The sequence below is a fragment of the Nocardia takedensis NBRC 100417 genome (genome assembly GCF_000308695.1).
Taxonomy (GTDB): Bacteria; Actinomycetota; Actinomycetes; order Mycobacteriales; family Mycobacteriaceae; genus Nocardia; species Nocardia takedensis.
Genome location: NZ_BAGG01000055.1, coordinates 19,803 through 33,099, shown reverse-complemented (window position 1 = coordinate 33,099; position 13,297 = coordinate 19,803). Strand labels below are relative to the sequence as shown.

General features: G+C 72.2%; 12 protein-coding genes and 1 pseudogene. 8 read left to right on the top strand and 5 right to left on the bottom strand.

Going from position 1 to position 13,297, the window contains the following annotated elements; all coding sequences use genetic code 11:
• Positions 1–1,079 precede the first annotated feature (1,079 nt).
• The gene (locus tag ON30_RS11395) at positions 1,080–2,279 is read left to right on the top strand and encodes a molybdopterin-binding protein (protein ID WP_040706460.1); all 1,200 of its coding nucleotides are present in this window, start codon (positions 1,080–1,082) and stop codon (positions 2,277–2,279) included.
• 119 nt (positions 2,280–2,398) lie between these two features.
• Here the strand turns inward: ON30_RS11395 and ON30_RS41945 are convergent.
• Positions 2,399–3,057 (bottom strand): annotated as a pseudogene (locus ON30_RS41945) (phosphopyruvate hydratase family protein); the annotation flags it as partial.
• On the opposite strand from ON30_RS41945, the gene ON30_RS41940 reads away from it, so the two are divergent.
• A complete protein-coding gene (locus ON30_RS41940; protein ID WP_306307359.1) occupies positions 2,996–3,427 on the top strand; it encodes a LysR substrate-binding domain-containing protein in 432 nt (143 codons plus the stop codon). The pseudogene ON30_RS41945 and the gene ON30_RS41940 overlap by 62 nt on opposite strands.
• A 4-nt stretch (positions 3,428–3,431) precedes the next feature.
• On the opposite strand, the gene ON30_RS11385 is transcribed toward ON30_RS41940, so the two are convergent.
• Positions 3,432–4,073, bottom strand: coding sequence for a TetR/AcrR family transcriptional regulator (locus ON30_RS11385; protein WP_040706449.1), 642 nt, complete (start codon positions 4,071–4,073; stop codon positions 3,432–3,434).
• 94 nt (positions 4,074–4,167) lie between these two features.
• Here ON30_RS11385 and ON30_RS11380 point away from each other — a divergent pair, with 94 nt between their 5' ends.
• The 5 genes from ON30_RS11380 to ON30_RS11360 all read left to right on the top strand — a co-directional run bounded on the left by ON30_RS11380 (position 4,168) and on the right by ON30_RS11360 (position 8,243).
• Positions 4,168–5,055 carry an oxygenase MpaB family protein gene (locus tag ON30_RS11380; protein WP_051029191.1) on the top strand — a complete coding sequence of 296 codons (888 nt, stop codon included), beginning with the start codon at positions 4,168–4,170 and terminating at the stop codon, positions 5,053–5,055.
• A 234-nt stretch (positions 5,056–5,289) separates the two neighbouring features.
• On the top strand, positions 5,290–5,781 hold the full coding sequence (locus ON30_RS11375; RefSeq protein WP_040706448.1) for an Lrp/AsnC family transcriptional regulator: 492 nt from the start codon (positions 5,290–5,292) through the stop codon (positions 5,779–5,781).
• Positions 5,782–5,824: 43 nt separating this feature from the next.
• Positions 5,825–6,466: a GntR family transcriptional regulator gene (locus tag ON30_RS11370; RefSeq protein ID WP_040706447.1), complete on the top strand. Its 642-nt coding sequence runs from the start codon at positions 5,825–5,827 to the stop codon at positions 6,464–6,466.
• The gene (locus tag ON30_RS11365; protein WP_040706446.1) at positions 6,466–7,722 is read left to right on the top strand and encodes an MFS transporter; all 1,257 of its coding nucleotides are present in this window, start codon (positions 6,466–6,468) and stop codon (positions 7,720–7,722) included. Before ON30_RS11370 ends, ON30_RS11365 begins: the two co-directional genes overlap by 1 nt.
• Positions 7,723–7,862: 140 nt before the next feature.
• Positions 7,863–8,243, top strand: a complete 381-nt coding sequence (locus tag ON30_RS11360) for a DUF1304 domain-containing protein (protein ID WP_040706445.1) — start codon at positions 7,863–7,865, stop codon at positions 8,241–8,243.
• A 40-nt stretch (positions 8,244–8,283) separates the two neighbouring features.
• On the opposite strand, the gene aztD is transcribed toward ON30_RS11360, so the two are convergent.
• From aztD to aztB, 3 genes are read right to left on the bottom strand one after another with little or no spacing between them, the layout of a single operon-like run.
• Entirely contained in the window at positions 8,284–9,441 is a 1,158-nt protein-coding gene (gene aztD / locus ON30_RS11355) for a zinc metallochaperone AztD (RefSeq protein WP_040706457.1), read from the bottom strand.
• Positions 9,442–9,473: 32 nt separating this feature from the next.
• The gene (aztC, locus tag ON30_RS11350; protein ID WP_040706444.1) at positions 9,474–10,376 is read right to left on the bottom strand and encodes a zinc ABC transporter substrate-binding protein AztC; all 903 of its coding nucleotides are present in this window, start codon (positions 10,374–10,376) and stop codon (positions 9,474–9,476) included.
• Positions 10,373–12,556: a zinc ABC transporter permease AztB gene (gene aztB, locus ON30_RS37295; RefSeq protein ID WP_040706443.1), complete on the bottom strand. Its 2,184-nt coding sequence runs from the start codon at positions 12,554–12,556 to the stop codon at positions 10,373–10,375. Before aztB ends, aztC begins: the two co-directional genes overlap by 4 nt.
• A 48-nt stretch (positions 12,557–12,604) precedes the next feature.
• On the opposite strand from aztB, the gene aztA reads away from it, so the two are divergent.
• Entirely contained in the window at positions 12,605–13,282 is a 678-nt protein-coding gene (aztA, locus tag ON30_RS11340) for a zinc ABC transporter ATP-binding protein AztA (protein ID WP_040706442.1), read from the top strand.
• Positions 13,283–13,297 lie beyond the last annotated feature (15 nt).

Sequence of the window (13,297 nt, the reverse complement as noted above, 5' to 3'; positions counted from 1 at the left end):
CCCCCTTCGGCCACGGCGCACCCGCCACCCACCCCAACCAATGCAACCCCTCGGGCAGCTCGAGACTCATCGCCCAACGACTCCGACGACAACCGCCCCCCGGCACTGTCCGTGGCGCCGCACACGGTCATCGGCGCGCGCTCCACTCGGCAGCGGACCCCTGGTCGAGCGCGACGACCACCGCGACTCGGGCGGAATCCGGATGCTCACTGCTCGACCACCCTCGTACGTTCGACCTATCCCACTCAGCTGCGATCCGGAGGAAGTCCTTCCGTCGGGAACCGGATCGATGCGCACGTCGCTGATAAACGGTACGCCAACTCGGCGGAAATGCACGGTGTCACAGAATGATTGCTAGAAAAGTGCTATCGGGCGAGAAGGCGATTCCGCGCGCGGATCACTCGAGACGGCGACACCCATCAGATCGAGAGCCCGCATGGAACACCGCCTGGAGAGTTGCCGGTAAGCGGAGCGTCGCACGCCCGATCGCGACTCGAATTCCGTTGCGACGCCGAAGCCGACAAGAGATATCTACGAGTTTGCCGACACGAGAGCGCTATACGGGATTTCAGGTTACATTCTGGTGAATCCGCCGTTGCCTCGAACGCCTCCCTGTTACGGCGGGCGACTCCGCGCAGTTCAGCGACTCACACCGACGAACCGAGCGCCCATGCTTCGAATCACACCGGCTCTGGGCGCGATTCGCACTCCGCGCTCACGCGAAGCGGCGTTGTGCTCGGTTTCGCCTGGACCGCCGCCTCCCGTCGCACCGCGCCCGCCCGCGTGGCCACGGCGCCGCACTGCGACTGCTCTCCCTCGGCATCGGTCTCGGCGTGCAACGCGCCTTCGACCCGGAGATGCCCGTCGGCTCGGTCGTTGACCTGCTGCGCACCCTTCTCGGCAGCGATCGCACCGCCGCCGCGACCGCCGAGTGAGCGAAGCGTGACGGGTGGGCAACTGCGGGGACCTCGGGGCGCAATCTCGGCGGTCGAGGATCGACGGCCTGGACATCGCGGTATTCGAGATCGAGGGGATTCGGTGTGGAGGCTGCGCGGCGGACGGTGGAGACGACGGACCGCGTGAGCGCGCGGGGCTGTCGCGTGGGCGCGGTGGCGGTGCGCGATCTCGAATCCGTGCTGCGGGAGCGGGTGTCGCCGCTGCCGATCCGGTGGGGTCCGCCCGCCGACGCGCTGGGGGCGACGCTGGCCGAGCCGATCCTCGCGGGGACGGCGTTGCCGCGCGCCGACACCGCCGCGATGGACGGATACGCGGTCAACGGCGCGGGCCCGGTGTGGGTGTTGCGGTCGGAGGTCCGGGTGGCGGGTCGGGCGGGCGGTCGCGACCTGGACGCGGACTGCGCGGTCCGGATCGCGACGGGCGCGACGACGCCGCGCGGAACGACCGCGGTGTTGCGTGACGAACACGTGGTGCGGACCCTGGCCGCCGGTCGCCGAGCCATCACCCTCGCGCCGGACGCGCCGTTCAAGGACGACACCCGCCGCCGTGGCGAGCACTGGGTGGACGGGCAGGAACTGGTGGCCGCGGGCACGGCGGTGTCGGCGGCCGTGGTGTCGGTCGCGGCGAGCGCCGAGGCTCCGCTGCTGGCGGTGCGCGGACCGGTATCGGCCGATGTGTTGATGACCGGTGACGAGATCCGCGCGACGGGCCCGCTCGGGCAGGGCCAGACCCGTGATTCGCTGTCGCCGGTGCTGCCGGAGTACCTGCGCGCGTGCGGAATCGGCTGCGAGAGCGTTCTGCGCCTGGATGACGATCCCGAGCTGTGGCGGGACTGGTTCGGCGCCTCGCGGACCCCGCCGCTGCGAATCGTGGTGGGCGGCACCGGACGAGGCGCGGCCGACCATCTGCGCACGGTGCTGGCCGACCTCGACGCGCGGATCGTCCTCGACGGTCTCGCGATGCGTCCGGGCGGTTCGCAACTGGTCGCGCTGCTGCCGGACGGCCGGGTGATCCTCTGCCTGCCCGGCAACCCGTTCGCCGCGATCACCGCCCTGCTGCTCACCGGTCCGGCGATCGTGGACGCGCTGACCGTCCGCACCCCGCTTCCCCGGTTGCGCGGGCGGATCGTGGGGCGTTTCGCCGTGGACGCCGAGCGGACGCGTGTCGTTCCGGTGCACCAGATCTCGGGCGGGGTGTGGCGCAGTTCGGGTGCGCCGCAGACCCCGCACCTGGGTGATCTGGTCCACGCCCAGGCCCTGGCCCTGACCGGACCCGCGAGCGCCGACGGCGGCTTGGCCGAACTGCTGATGCTGCCCCGCTGACCTCGCGTGTGACCCGCCCTCGCGCGAGCGCCGGCCCCACGGCGGCGGCGAACCCGAGCGCCGCCGCGCGCCGACGATCGCCTCTCGGCGATGCCGGTGTCCTCGGTCTCCCCCGAGCGGTGCGAGACGATCGCGGCGTAGCCGGCGCGGCGGGCGATGGCCGCGGTGTCGAAAGTCTCGGTGAGCGTGCCGATCTGGTTGATCTTCAGCAGGATCGAGTTGCCGATGCCGGCCCGGACCCCCTCGCGCAGCAAGGCGGGGTTGGTGCAGAACACGTCGTCGCCGACGAGTTGGCAGCGGTCTCCGACAGCAGCGGTCAGCCGGGTCCACCCGGACCGATCGTCCTCGGCGAGCGGATCTTCCAGCGACACGATCGGATACGCGTCGAGCAGGCCCAGCAGGTAGTCGATGTGCTTGTCGACAGTTCGGACGGTGTCGTCGGCGCGGTAGTGGTAGGCGCCGTCGACGTGGAACTCCGTCGCGGCCGGGTCCAACAGCAGGACGACGTCCGCGCCGGGCTCGTAGCCGGCCCGTTCGATCGCGGCCACGATGCGGTCGAGGGCCTGTCGGCCGAACGCAGGTCCGGGGCGAAGCCGCGCTCGTCGCCGACGTTGGTGTTCTCCCCCGCGGCGGCGAGGTCGTCCTTCAGGGTGTGGAACACCTCCGAACCCATCCGCACCGCCTCACCGAAACTGCTCGCTCCGACGGGGGCGATCATGAATTCCTGGAAGTCGAGGGGATTGTCGGCGTGCGCGCCCCCGTTGACGATGTTGATCATCGGCAGCGGCAGCACCCGCGCCGCGGCGCCGCTGATCCTGCGCGAATCCGGCTCGGCCACCCGCTCGGTCCTGCACGACCGACTCACCACCCTGCCCGACCCGCTCATCCTGGTTCCCGCGATGGAACTGACCTCGGCCACCGCCATCGAGAACGCCGCCGCGAGCGGCCTGGGCCCCGCCGTGCTGAGCGAACTGACCGTGCGCGACGAAATCGCCGACCGCACCCTGGTCGAAGTTCCCGTCACCGCCCTCACGCTGCGGCGCGACCTGCACGCCTGCTGGCGGCGCGGCCACCGCTTCAGCGCTCCCGCCCGTCACCTGCTCGACATCGCCACCACGTCCGGCCAGAACGCTCCCGCGCGGACCTGACGACCTAGCTGCGCCGACCCCACACCGCGCTCAGCCAGATCTCCCGCGCCGCGGCCAACGCGCGGTCGGTGGAGACCTCGCCTGCGGGCACGCTCTCCTGGCGCAGCACGCCGATGGTCATGCTGAACAGCGCCGTGATCAGCGCGGGAATGTCGGTGACAGCGGGCGCGGCGCGACCGGCGGCCACCTGGTCCCGCACGAATCCGACCAACTTGCGGACGAACGCGCCGATGAACTCGTCCCACAGGTCGCGCAACTGCGGATCGCTGTCCCTGGCCTGCACGCAGGCGTTGAGCAGCGGCGCGTGCCGCGACCAGACGGTCACCGCCGCGTCCAGCATGCGCCCGGTGAAGACCTCGGGCGCTTCGCCGTCGCCGTAGTCGCCGAGTTCGGCGGTGGCGGTGTCGACTTCAGCCCAGACCTGGGCCAGCGCGGCGGCGACCACGGCGTACTTGGACTCGAAATAGAAGTAGAACGCGGGCCGCGAGACCCGGGCGTGGTCGGCGATCCGCGCGACGGACAGATCCTTGATCGGCACCGCGCCGAGCAGATCGGTGACCGCGGCGATGATCGCCGCGCGCTGCTGATCGCCCCGACTCGGCGCGCGCCGGTCGCCGCGGCTCGCGCGAGCGGCGGGTCTCGACATCACGGTTCCTCTCCGACGGGTGCGCCCAGCATAGCGATATTGACGCACTGTCAGGTTTCCTGACACACTGTCAGAATTCTATCGAGGAGGCACCGTGGCCGAGCAGTCGTTCGCCGGACGTCGCTGGGTGGGCGGCCGCGCGCTGGCCCGCCGGATCGCCGCGCTGGACCCCGTGACCGACCACGAGGAGCTGACCAGGCTCACCGTCGAGGTCCGTTACGGTGACGCGCTATTCGTGCACGCGGCCTATCTGGTCGCCTTCGCGCGGCAGGTCGCGGTGCCCTCGATCGCGCGGACCGTGCACCGGGGCGGGCGCGGCGATCTGATCCGCGACGTGCGGCGACGCAACGACCACACCCTGGTCTTCTTCGGCGAGATGCTGCGGCACGGTCATTCCCACCCGCGCGGGCGCGCCGCGGTCGACCGGATGGAGGCCATCCACCGCCGTTTCCGGATCGACCACGACGAGAAGCTCTACACCCTGGCCTCGTTGGCCTTCGAGGGTGACCGCATCCCCGACCGGTTGGGGCTGCGCCCGTTCACCGACGCCGAACTGCTGGCGCAGTACCACTTCTGGCGCGGTGTCGGCACACGGATGGGCCTCACGACGCCCGACGGCCCCGCCGCCTTCCGCGCCTGGGCACTGGACTACGAGCGCCGCCACTACGGCTACACCGACGGCGGTCGCGCGGTGGTGGACCACTTGTTCGCGGACTGGCGCGCGCGCTGGTTTCCCGGTCGCGCGGGCGCGGTGGGCGACCGGGTCCTGTCGCTGCTCATGGACGACCACCTCCGCGAAACCCATCGCCTGCCCGCTCCCCCGCGCCGGGCGGAGGCCCTGGCCAGGCCCTTGGTCCGCGCCTACCTGGCGTTGCAGGCCGCCCGACCGCACCGGCCCGGGCGGTCCTGGGTGGATCACTTCGGTTCCGGCGACATCGCCCGCTTGGACATCGCGGACTACGGACACCGTCCCGGGGCGTGAACCGAGCGAGGGTTCGGCGGGCGGTCGGCTTATTCGCGGCAGGCGGCGGAGGGCGGCGGGCGGAAGGGGACGGCCGGGTCGGGGCGCGATGTGAAATACGGTGCGCGACAACGGGTGGGGTGGGTCGCTCCGGCGCGAGGGATCGGGGCGGGTTCGGTACGGTGTGCACGTGAATGCGCGGAGCGAGCTAACCGGCGGCACCGAGTGCCCTGACCACCCGCACGAGGTCGCCTCGTGAAGAACGGCCCGCGCGGCGCGGCACCCTCGCGCGCCGCCGTCGCGATCGACGACACCGATCGCGTTCTGCTCGACCATCTGGCCCGCGACGGCCGGATCACCAACAACGCCTTGGCCGCGGCGGCGGGGATCGCGCCGTCGACCTGCCTGGGGCGGATGCGGGCGCTCGTGGAGCGCGGCGTCATCCGCGGTTTCCACGCCGAGATCGACCCCGCCGCGCTCGGCCGCGACTTACAGGCGATGATCGCGGTGCGACTGCAAGGCGGTTCGCGGCGGCATCTCACCGAATTCGGGCGGCGGTTGGCGATGCTGCCCGAAGTCCTGGACGTGTACGTGGTCGCGGGTGAGGACGATTATCTGGTCCGGGTCGCCACCGCGAACATCGAGGAACTGCGCGCGTTCGTGCTGGACCATCTCAGCGAGAACGCCGCCGTCTCCTCGACCGAGACCATGCTCATCTTCGAGCACCTGCGTCCACTGGCCTCCTGACCCGCTCGGCGGTCCCGACCGGGACCGCACTACAGTGCATCTTGTGTCTAAGACGTATTCATCGGCTGAACTCGCCTACCGCGAGGTCAAGGAACGCATCCTGACCGGGGCTCTGCCGGGGGGCGAGCTGATCAGCGAAGGCGAGATCGCCGGTGCGCTCGGCATGTCGCGCACGCCCGTGCGGGAAGCGTTCCTGCGTCTCGAGGCCGAAGGGTGGATGAAGCTGTATCCGAAACGGGGGGCACTGGTGGTCCCGGTGCCCGTCGCGGAGGCCGAACACGTCGTGCACGCGCGGTACGTGGTGGAGGTGGCGGCGGTGCGGGCGCTGGCCGCGGCCGACCGCACGGCGCTCACCGCCGAACTGCACTCCTCGCTGCACCGACAGCGCGAGGTCGCGGCGACCGGGGACCGCGAGGCGTTCGCCTCGGCCGACACCGATTTCCACCGCGCCTATGTCGTCGCGGGCGGCAATCCGCTGCTCACCGGGTTCTACGACTCGCTGCGGGAACGGCAGCGGCGCATGAACAGTCTGGCCTTGCGGCGCGGGAACTCCGAGATGGGGCAGATCATCGACCAGCACGCCGATCTCGCCGACCTGGTGACCGCGGGCGAACCGGAGCGATTCGCCGAAGCGCTGGTGGCGCACCTGTCGGGCGTGCACCGGTTGGAGCTACGGGGCTTGTGATGGCGACAACGGGGACCGCGCCGCGCGGATGGGTCGCGGTCGCCGCCGCGATGTTCGCGATCGCCTGGGGCGGCAACGAATTCACGCCGCTGCTGGTCATGTACAAGGGCGCGGGGCTCGGCACGACGACCGTGGATCTGCTGCTGTTCGCCTACGTGTTCGGGATCGTGCCCGCGCTGCTGGTGGGCGGACCGCTGTCGGACCGCCACGGTCGGGCCCCGCTGCTGCGGCCCGCTCCCCTGATCGCCGCCACCGGGTCGCTCGTGCTGGCCTGCGGGGCGGATTCGGTGGCGCTGCTGACGCTGGGGCGGGTGCTGTGCGGGATCGCGCTCGGGTTGGCGATGGCTGTGGGCGGCAGTTGGCTAGAGGAACTGTCGGCGATCGGTCACGGGCGCGCGGGCGGCGGCGGGGCTCGGCGGGCGGCGATGAGTCTGACCGGCGGGTTCGCGGTCGGGGCCGGGGTCGCGGGTGTGCTGGCGCAGTGGGGGCCGTGGCCGCACTCGCTGGCCTACCTGATCAACGCCGCGCTCTGCGTCGTGGCCGCGGGTGGATTGCTGCGGACTCCGGAGACGCGCTCGACCTCCGCTGACCGAGCGCCCTCCGCGCTGTGGGCGATTCCCCGCTTGCCCTCCTGGGCCGCGCGACGATTCTTCGGGGTCGCGCTGCCGGTCGCGGCTTGGCTGTTCGCTTGTGCGGCAGGGGCGTACGCGATCATGCCGACCTTGATGATGCCGCACGCCGGGAGCACGCCGATCGCGTTCTCCGCGTCGATCACCGTGCTGACGCTGGTGTGCGGGTTCGCGATCCAGTCCGTCGCCCGCCGGATCGACCGGCCGGGGACCGCGCGGGCGGCGACGGTGTCGCTGACCCTGGTGGTGGCCGGGATGGGGTGCGCGGCGTTCGCTGCGCACGCGCTCACCCTGTGGGCGACGGTGCTGACCGCGCTGGTGCTCGGCGCGGGCTACGGCATCGGGATGGTGGCCGGACTCCAGGAGGTCCAGCGCTTGGCCCACCCCGACGATCTCGCGCGGCTGACCGCGATCTTCTACTCGGTGTCCTACCTCGGATTCGGCCTGCCCGCGCTGCTGGCGGCCCTGCACCAGCGCGCCGGCTTCGGCTATCCGGCGATGTTCGTGGCGGTCGGACTGGTGGCCGCGGCGTTCCTGGGCCTGGTGGCGCGCAATTATCGGACCGAGGCCGAGCCGGACGCCGACAACCCACGCGAGTTCGTGGCGGCGCTGGTCGAGCAGCGCTGACGCGGGCGGTCGCGGCGGCTCGATCCGATCGGGCAGGCCCACCCGACGGTCGCGGACGACAGCGGCGCGGCTGACAGGCGGGCGCGGACCCGGGCGACTACGGTGCTGACACATCCGCTTCCGCACCGAAGGAGGGACCTGTGCTCGCGATCGTGCAGATCCTGGCGATTCTGGCCGCGCTCGTCCACGTCTACATCTTCACGCTGGAGAGTGTCCGATTCCGGGATGTCCGTGTCCACCGCGGGATCTTCGCGGTGGAGCGGGACGATGTCGAGGGCGTGCGCCCCTGGGCGTTCAACCAGGGCTTCTACAACCTGTTCCTGGCGATCGGGACGTTCGTGGGGGCGATCCTGGTGCGGCCGGAGCCCGCGGCGGGGTGGGCGCTGATCGTGCTGGGCTGCGGGTCGATGGTCGCGGCGGCGCTGGTGTTGGTGGCGACGGATCGGCGCATGGTGAAGGCGGCCGCGTCGCAGGGGACGATTCCCGCGCTCGCGTTGCTCGCCTCGCTGACCCAGTTGTAGCGTGCCCGCCCCCCCCCGGCAGTGGGGCGGGCACGGTCGATCAGTGGGCGGTGACGCCGCTCAGCTCGTTGGGGGCCGAGGGCAGGGTGACCGAGGCGGTGACGGCGCCGGTGGCGAGGTCGACGCGATGGACTTCGCCGGTGGCCGGTTCGGTGACGTAGGCGATGCCGCCCCGGGCGAACAGCGCCGGGCGGGCTTCCTGCCACTTCAGCGGTTCCTGCCAGGGCGCGGTGACCTCGATACGGCGGGTCACCGTTCCCGTCACCGGATCGATGACGTGCAGTCGGCCGTCGGTGCCGAGCACCAGCGCTTCGCCCTGCGGTCCGCGGGCCAGCGAGCGGAAGGTGTAACTGGCGCCCAGATCGACCAGGCGCAGCGTGCCCGCCGCGGTGTCGATCAGCGAGACCTGTTGCGGGCGTTCCAGTTCGGCGTCCTTGTCCTGCTTGTAGTCGCCGAGCACGATCGGGGAGGCGTCGCTGCCCGCCTGGTTGCCGATGCGGCCGTACGGGGTCGGGCTGTTCACCTTCGTGATCACGCCGTCGCGGTAGACGAGCACGCCGGTCTGGCACCCGAGGACGACGGTCTCCCCGGCGGCGGTGGCTTCGCCGTGCACGCCCGGGCAGTCCTCGTTGCGGGTGATCTCCTTGCGGTCACGATCGAGCACCGCGATGCCCGTGCGCTTGTCCTCGGTCCCGAGGGTGACGACCATGCGCCCGTCGGCCAGTTCCACGGCCACGCCGTGATGGGGTGCGGCGGTGCGATGGGTGGCGGTCTTCGGGGCGTCGTCGCCGACGTCGGCGGAGTCGAACGCGGTGATCTCGCCGCTGCCGTCGGCGAAGAGGACCGTGCGGCCCGCGTGGTGGACCACGTGACCCGGTTTCGCGGCGGCGAATTCGGCCCCGAACGTGGCGTCGTGGGTGTCCAGGACGCGGAACCCGTCGGCGGTGGAGACGATCAGGTGCCGGTCGTCGCCCGCCGGGTTGAGGCGGTTGAAGCCCGGGAGGTCCACTTGCGCGGTCTGGGCGAGGGTGTTCCCGTCCAGCACGCGGATACCGCCGTCGTGGGTGACCGCGATCGGGTCGGCCGGAATCCTCACCGCGCCCGAGGTTTCGGCGTCGTCGGCGCCGCAGGCGGTCAGCGCCGCGGTCACGACTCCCGCGCACACCGCGGCGAGCGCGGTTCTGGACCGGAATTGCATGTGTTGCTCCATCTCTCGTTCGTACGGAAGTCTCAGGGCGCGCTCAGGCCCGCGACGAGGGCGGCGGTGTTGGCGCGCATCATTTCCAGGTAGGTCTCGGCTCCCCCGCCGGGTTCGCTCAGCGATTCGGTGTGCAGGGCGAGGACGCGCACGTCCAGGCCGACGCGCTCGGCCAGCACCCGTGCCAGCCGGTCCGGTTGCGAGGAGTCGACGAAGATCGCGCCGACCCGGGCGGTGCGGACGGCGGTGGCCAGCGAGTCCAGGTCGGCGGCGCTCGGGGAAGCGAGAGTGGTGCCGCTGGGCACCACCGCGCCCAGGACGCGAAAGTCGAAACGCTGTGCCAGATAACCGAAGACGTGATGGTTGGTGACCAGGACACGGCGTTCGGCGGGGAGGGCGGCGAAGCGGTCGGCCATGTCGCGGTCGAGACGGTCGAGTTCGGCGAGATAGTCGGCCGTGCGCTGCCGCACCGCCGCGGCGTCGACGCCGTCGAGTTCGGCCACGCGCTCGCCGATGGCCGTGGCGGCGCGACGCACGCGCCGGGGGTCGGTCCAGAAATGCGGGTCGGGCACGCCGTCGGAATAGGCGAGGGGGTCGACGTGGTCGCCGACGGCCAGGGTCGGGATGCCCGCGTCGGCCGCGGCGGTGACGTGCCGGGCCACGCCTTCCTCGAGGCCGAGTCCGTTGTGCACCACGAGCGCGGCGCGGTCGAACACCGCGGCGTCGCGGGCGGAGACGGCGAAAGAGTGCGGGTCCGCTCCGGGCCGCATGAGGACGGCGACGGGGGCGGCGTCACCGACGATCGCGCGGGTGATGTCACCGAGAATCGTTGTCGTCACGATGATCTCGGTGCGCTCGGCCGATCCGGGCGCGCACGCGGTGAGCAGCGCGACGAGCACGACCAGGGCGGCGAAGACACGCGAGAGGATGCTCATCGGCCGGTCGCCACCAGCTGGCGCGGGGCGATGTCGAGCGGGAGCGTGCGGGCGACCCGCAGCGCGTCGGCGTAGTCGATCTCGTGCACGGCGCGCGCCCTTTCGTCGGTGAGGTAGGCCCGGGATCTGTCGACCTGGATGCGCGGGTCCGCGCCCGGTTCGGCGAGCAACGGTCGCGCCGGGCCGGGCACGCCGGTGCGCGGGTCGAGCCCGTGCAGGACGCCGTCCGGGGTCAGCGCGAGAACGGGTGCGCCCGCTCCCGCGGTGTCGACCGCGGTCACCGGGCCGACCGGTGCGTGCGTCCAGATACCCTGTCGGACATCGAGAATCCAGACACCCGAGTCGCCCGCGCGGGCGGCGAGGGTGTCGCTGCCGGGGCGGTGGGCGAAGGCGATCGCCCGCTCGCGCTCGGGCACCGGGCGCGGGTAGGGCACCGCGCGGGCCCGGAAGTCCCCGTCGGTGACGATCACCGCGCCGTCGGCGCAACCGAAGACGACGCCGCGGCGGGTGACGGCGCGTCCGCGCGGATCGCGGCACGGCGGGTCCAGGACGGTCTCGGTCGCGCCGTCGCGCCCGCGCACCTCGAGGCGACCGGTAGACCCCACCGCGACGAGCAGTCGTTCGCCGAAGGGCACGGCGACGCCGTCGGTGACGCGTCCGCGCTCGCGAATCGTCCCGCCGTCCAGGGCTTGCCGGTCCAGCAGGACGGTTTCGCGGTCGCCCAGTACCAGCGCGGTCAGCGCGCGGTCGCCGTGCACCGCCGTCACCGGGCCGACGGCGAGCGTGCCCACTTCGCGCACCGGCGCGCTGTAGTAGTGCACGTGGTCGCCGTGGTCGACGGTCCACCCGCCGCCGTCGATCACCCGCACGCCCGCATCGGTGTCGAGGAAGGCGTACCGGTCGTCGCCGACCATGGCCCGCACGCCGGACACCTCGCCCAGGACGGTCGTCTCCTCGGTGGCCGGATCGAGGACGTGGACCCGGCCGGATTCCGCGGCGAGCACGAGGCGGATCTGCTCGTCGGCCATCTCCCGCGCGCCCTCGACATATCCGTGCGGCGTCTCTTCCGTTGCGGCGTCGCCGGATTCGGCCCCACAGCTCGCGACGAGCACACCCGCCAGCAGCACCGTCCCGACGCGACGGAACCGCCGACGCGCGCCGACCGACCCGCCGACCGCCGAGGCCGCCGGAGTACCGGACGCACGACTCGAATCAGCCACGGCGGCAGCGGTTTCGCTGTGTACCGAAGGGTGGACGGGAGCGACCGACGGGCTCCCGAGCGGGTCCGGGGAGGCTGTCGACGAGCCACCAGCGGAATCACCAGCGGCACCGGGTGTGCGCGGGGGCTCCGCACGCGACGCGCGCCGTCGACCGCGCATCGCGTCGATGGCCGCCACGACGAAGAAGATCCCGACCGCGACGCCCGCGATGGTCGCTCCCGCGGCGGTTTCGGCGTGCCAGGACAGCAGCAGGCCGAGGAAGGTCGACAGTGCGCCGAACAGGGCGGCGAGGGCGATGGCGACGGGGATACGGCTCGCGAGGGTGAGGGCGGCGGCGGGCGGGGCGATGAGCAGGCCGAAGACCAGCAGGGTGCCGACGATGTGGAAGGAGGCGACGATCGCCAAGGTCATCAGGCCGAGCAGCGCGAAGCGGGCGAGGTCGGGACGCAGGCCGAGGGTGACGGCGGTGCGCGGGTCGAAGGCGAGGGCCAGGAAGGCGCGGTGGCCGAGTGCGGCGACGACGGCGGCGAGGACCGCGGCCGCGGCCAGGAAGCCGAGGTCGGCGGTGCGGACGGCGAGGACGTCGCCGAACAGGAAGCCGGTCAGGTCGACGGCGAAGGACTGCGAGCGCGAGACGATCACGACGCCGAGGGCGAGCATGCCGACGAACAGCAGGCCGATGCCGGTGTCGGCGCTCAGGCGGCGGCGGGCGCCGAGCGCGGAGACGCCGACGGCCATCACCGCGCAACTGACGGCGGCGCCGATCAGGGGGTTGGCGCCGAACAGGGCGGCGACGGCGACGCCGGGCAGCATGCCGTGGGCCATGGCGTCGCCGAGAAAGGCCATGCCGCGCACCACGACCCAGGTGCCCGCGAGGGCGCAGATGATCGAGACCAGCAGTCCGCCCCACAGCGCTCGTTGTACGAATGCCACCTCGAACGGGGCGATCAGCCACTCCATGACGGGCGACTCTATGATGATAATGATTATCATTACAAGTGGAGTGACATGACGCACACGACGCCGCCCGCGGCACTGGAGATCGACCGCCTGTGCGCGGGATATCCGCGCGCCCGGGTCCTGCACGAGATCACCGCGGCCATCCCGGCGGGCCGCTCGACCGCGATCCTGGGGGCCAACGGCTCCGGGAAATCCACCCTGCTCGGGGTGCTCGCCGGGCTGCTCACGCCGGAATCGGGGACCGTGCGGCGCACCGCAACCGACCGGCCCGCGCTGGTCGTCCAGCAGGTCGAGACGCCGCCGACGCTGCCGGTGACGGTCGGGCAGACCGTGGCGATGGGCCGGTGGGCGCACCGGGGTCCGTGGCGACGGCTGACCCGCGCGGACCGCGAGATCGTGCGGGAGTGTTTGGCGCGCATGGATATCGCGGATCTGGCCGAGCGACGTTTCGACGAGTTGTCCGGCGGTCAGCGCAGGCGCGCGCTGCTCGCCCGCGCCCTCGCGCAACGGTCGACGCTGCTGCTGCTGGACGAACCCGCCGCCGGACTGGACGCGGCCTCGCGGCGCGCGATCTCGACGGCGGTCACCGAAGCGGCGGCGGCCGGCACCACCGTCGTGCAGGCCACCCACGATCCGGCGGAGGCGGGCCGCGCGGCGCACTGCCTGGTGCTGCGCGAGGGCAGGCTGGTGGCGGCGGGTCCGCCCGCGAGCGTGCCGGGTCTGTGAACGACGAAGCCGGAC

What these genes read in the sequence shown, in the direction of transcription:
- ON30_RS41940 (WP_306307359.1), top strand. Translation starts at nt 2,996, where the DNA reads ATGAATTCCTGGAAGTCGAGGGGATTGTCGGCGTGCGCGCCCCCGTTG.
- aztA (WP_040706442.1), top strand. Translation starts at nt 12,605, where the DNA reads ATGACGCACACGACGCCGCCCGCGGCACTGGAGATCGACCGCCTGTGC.
- ON30_RS11385 (WP_040706449.1), bottom strand. Translation starts at nt 4,073, where the DNA reads ATGTCGAGACCCGCCGCTCGCGCGAGCCGCGGCGACCGGCGCGCGCCG.
- aztC (WP_040706444.1), bottom strand. Translation starts at nt 10,376, where the DNA reads ATGAGCATCCTCTCGCGTGTCTTCGCCGCCCTGGTCGTGCTCGTCGCG.
- aztB (WP_040706443.1), bottom strand. Translation starts at nt 12,556, where the DNA reads ATGGAGTGGCTGATCGCCCCGTTCGAGGTGGCATTCGTACAACGAGCG.
- aztD (WP_040706457.1), bottom strand. Translation starts at nt 9,441, where the DNA reads ATGCAATTCCGGTCCAGAACCGCGCTCGCCGCGGTGTGCGCGGGAGTC.
- ON30_RS11365 (WP_040706446.1), top strand. Translation starts at nt 6,466, where the DNA reads ATGGCGACAACGGGGACCGCGCCGCGCGGATGGGTCGCGGTCGCCGCC.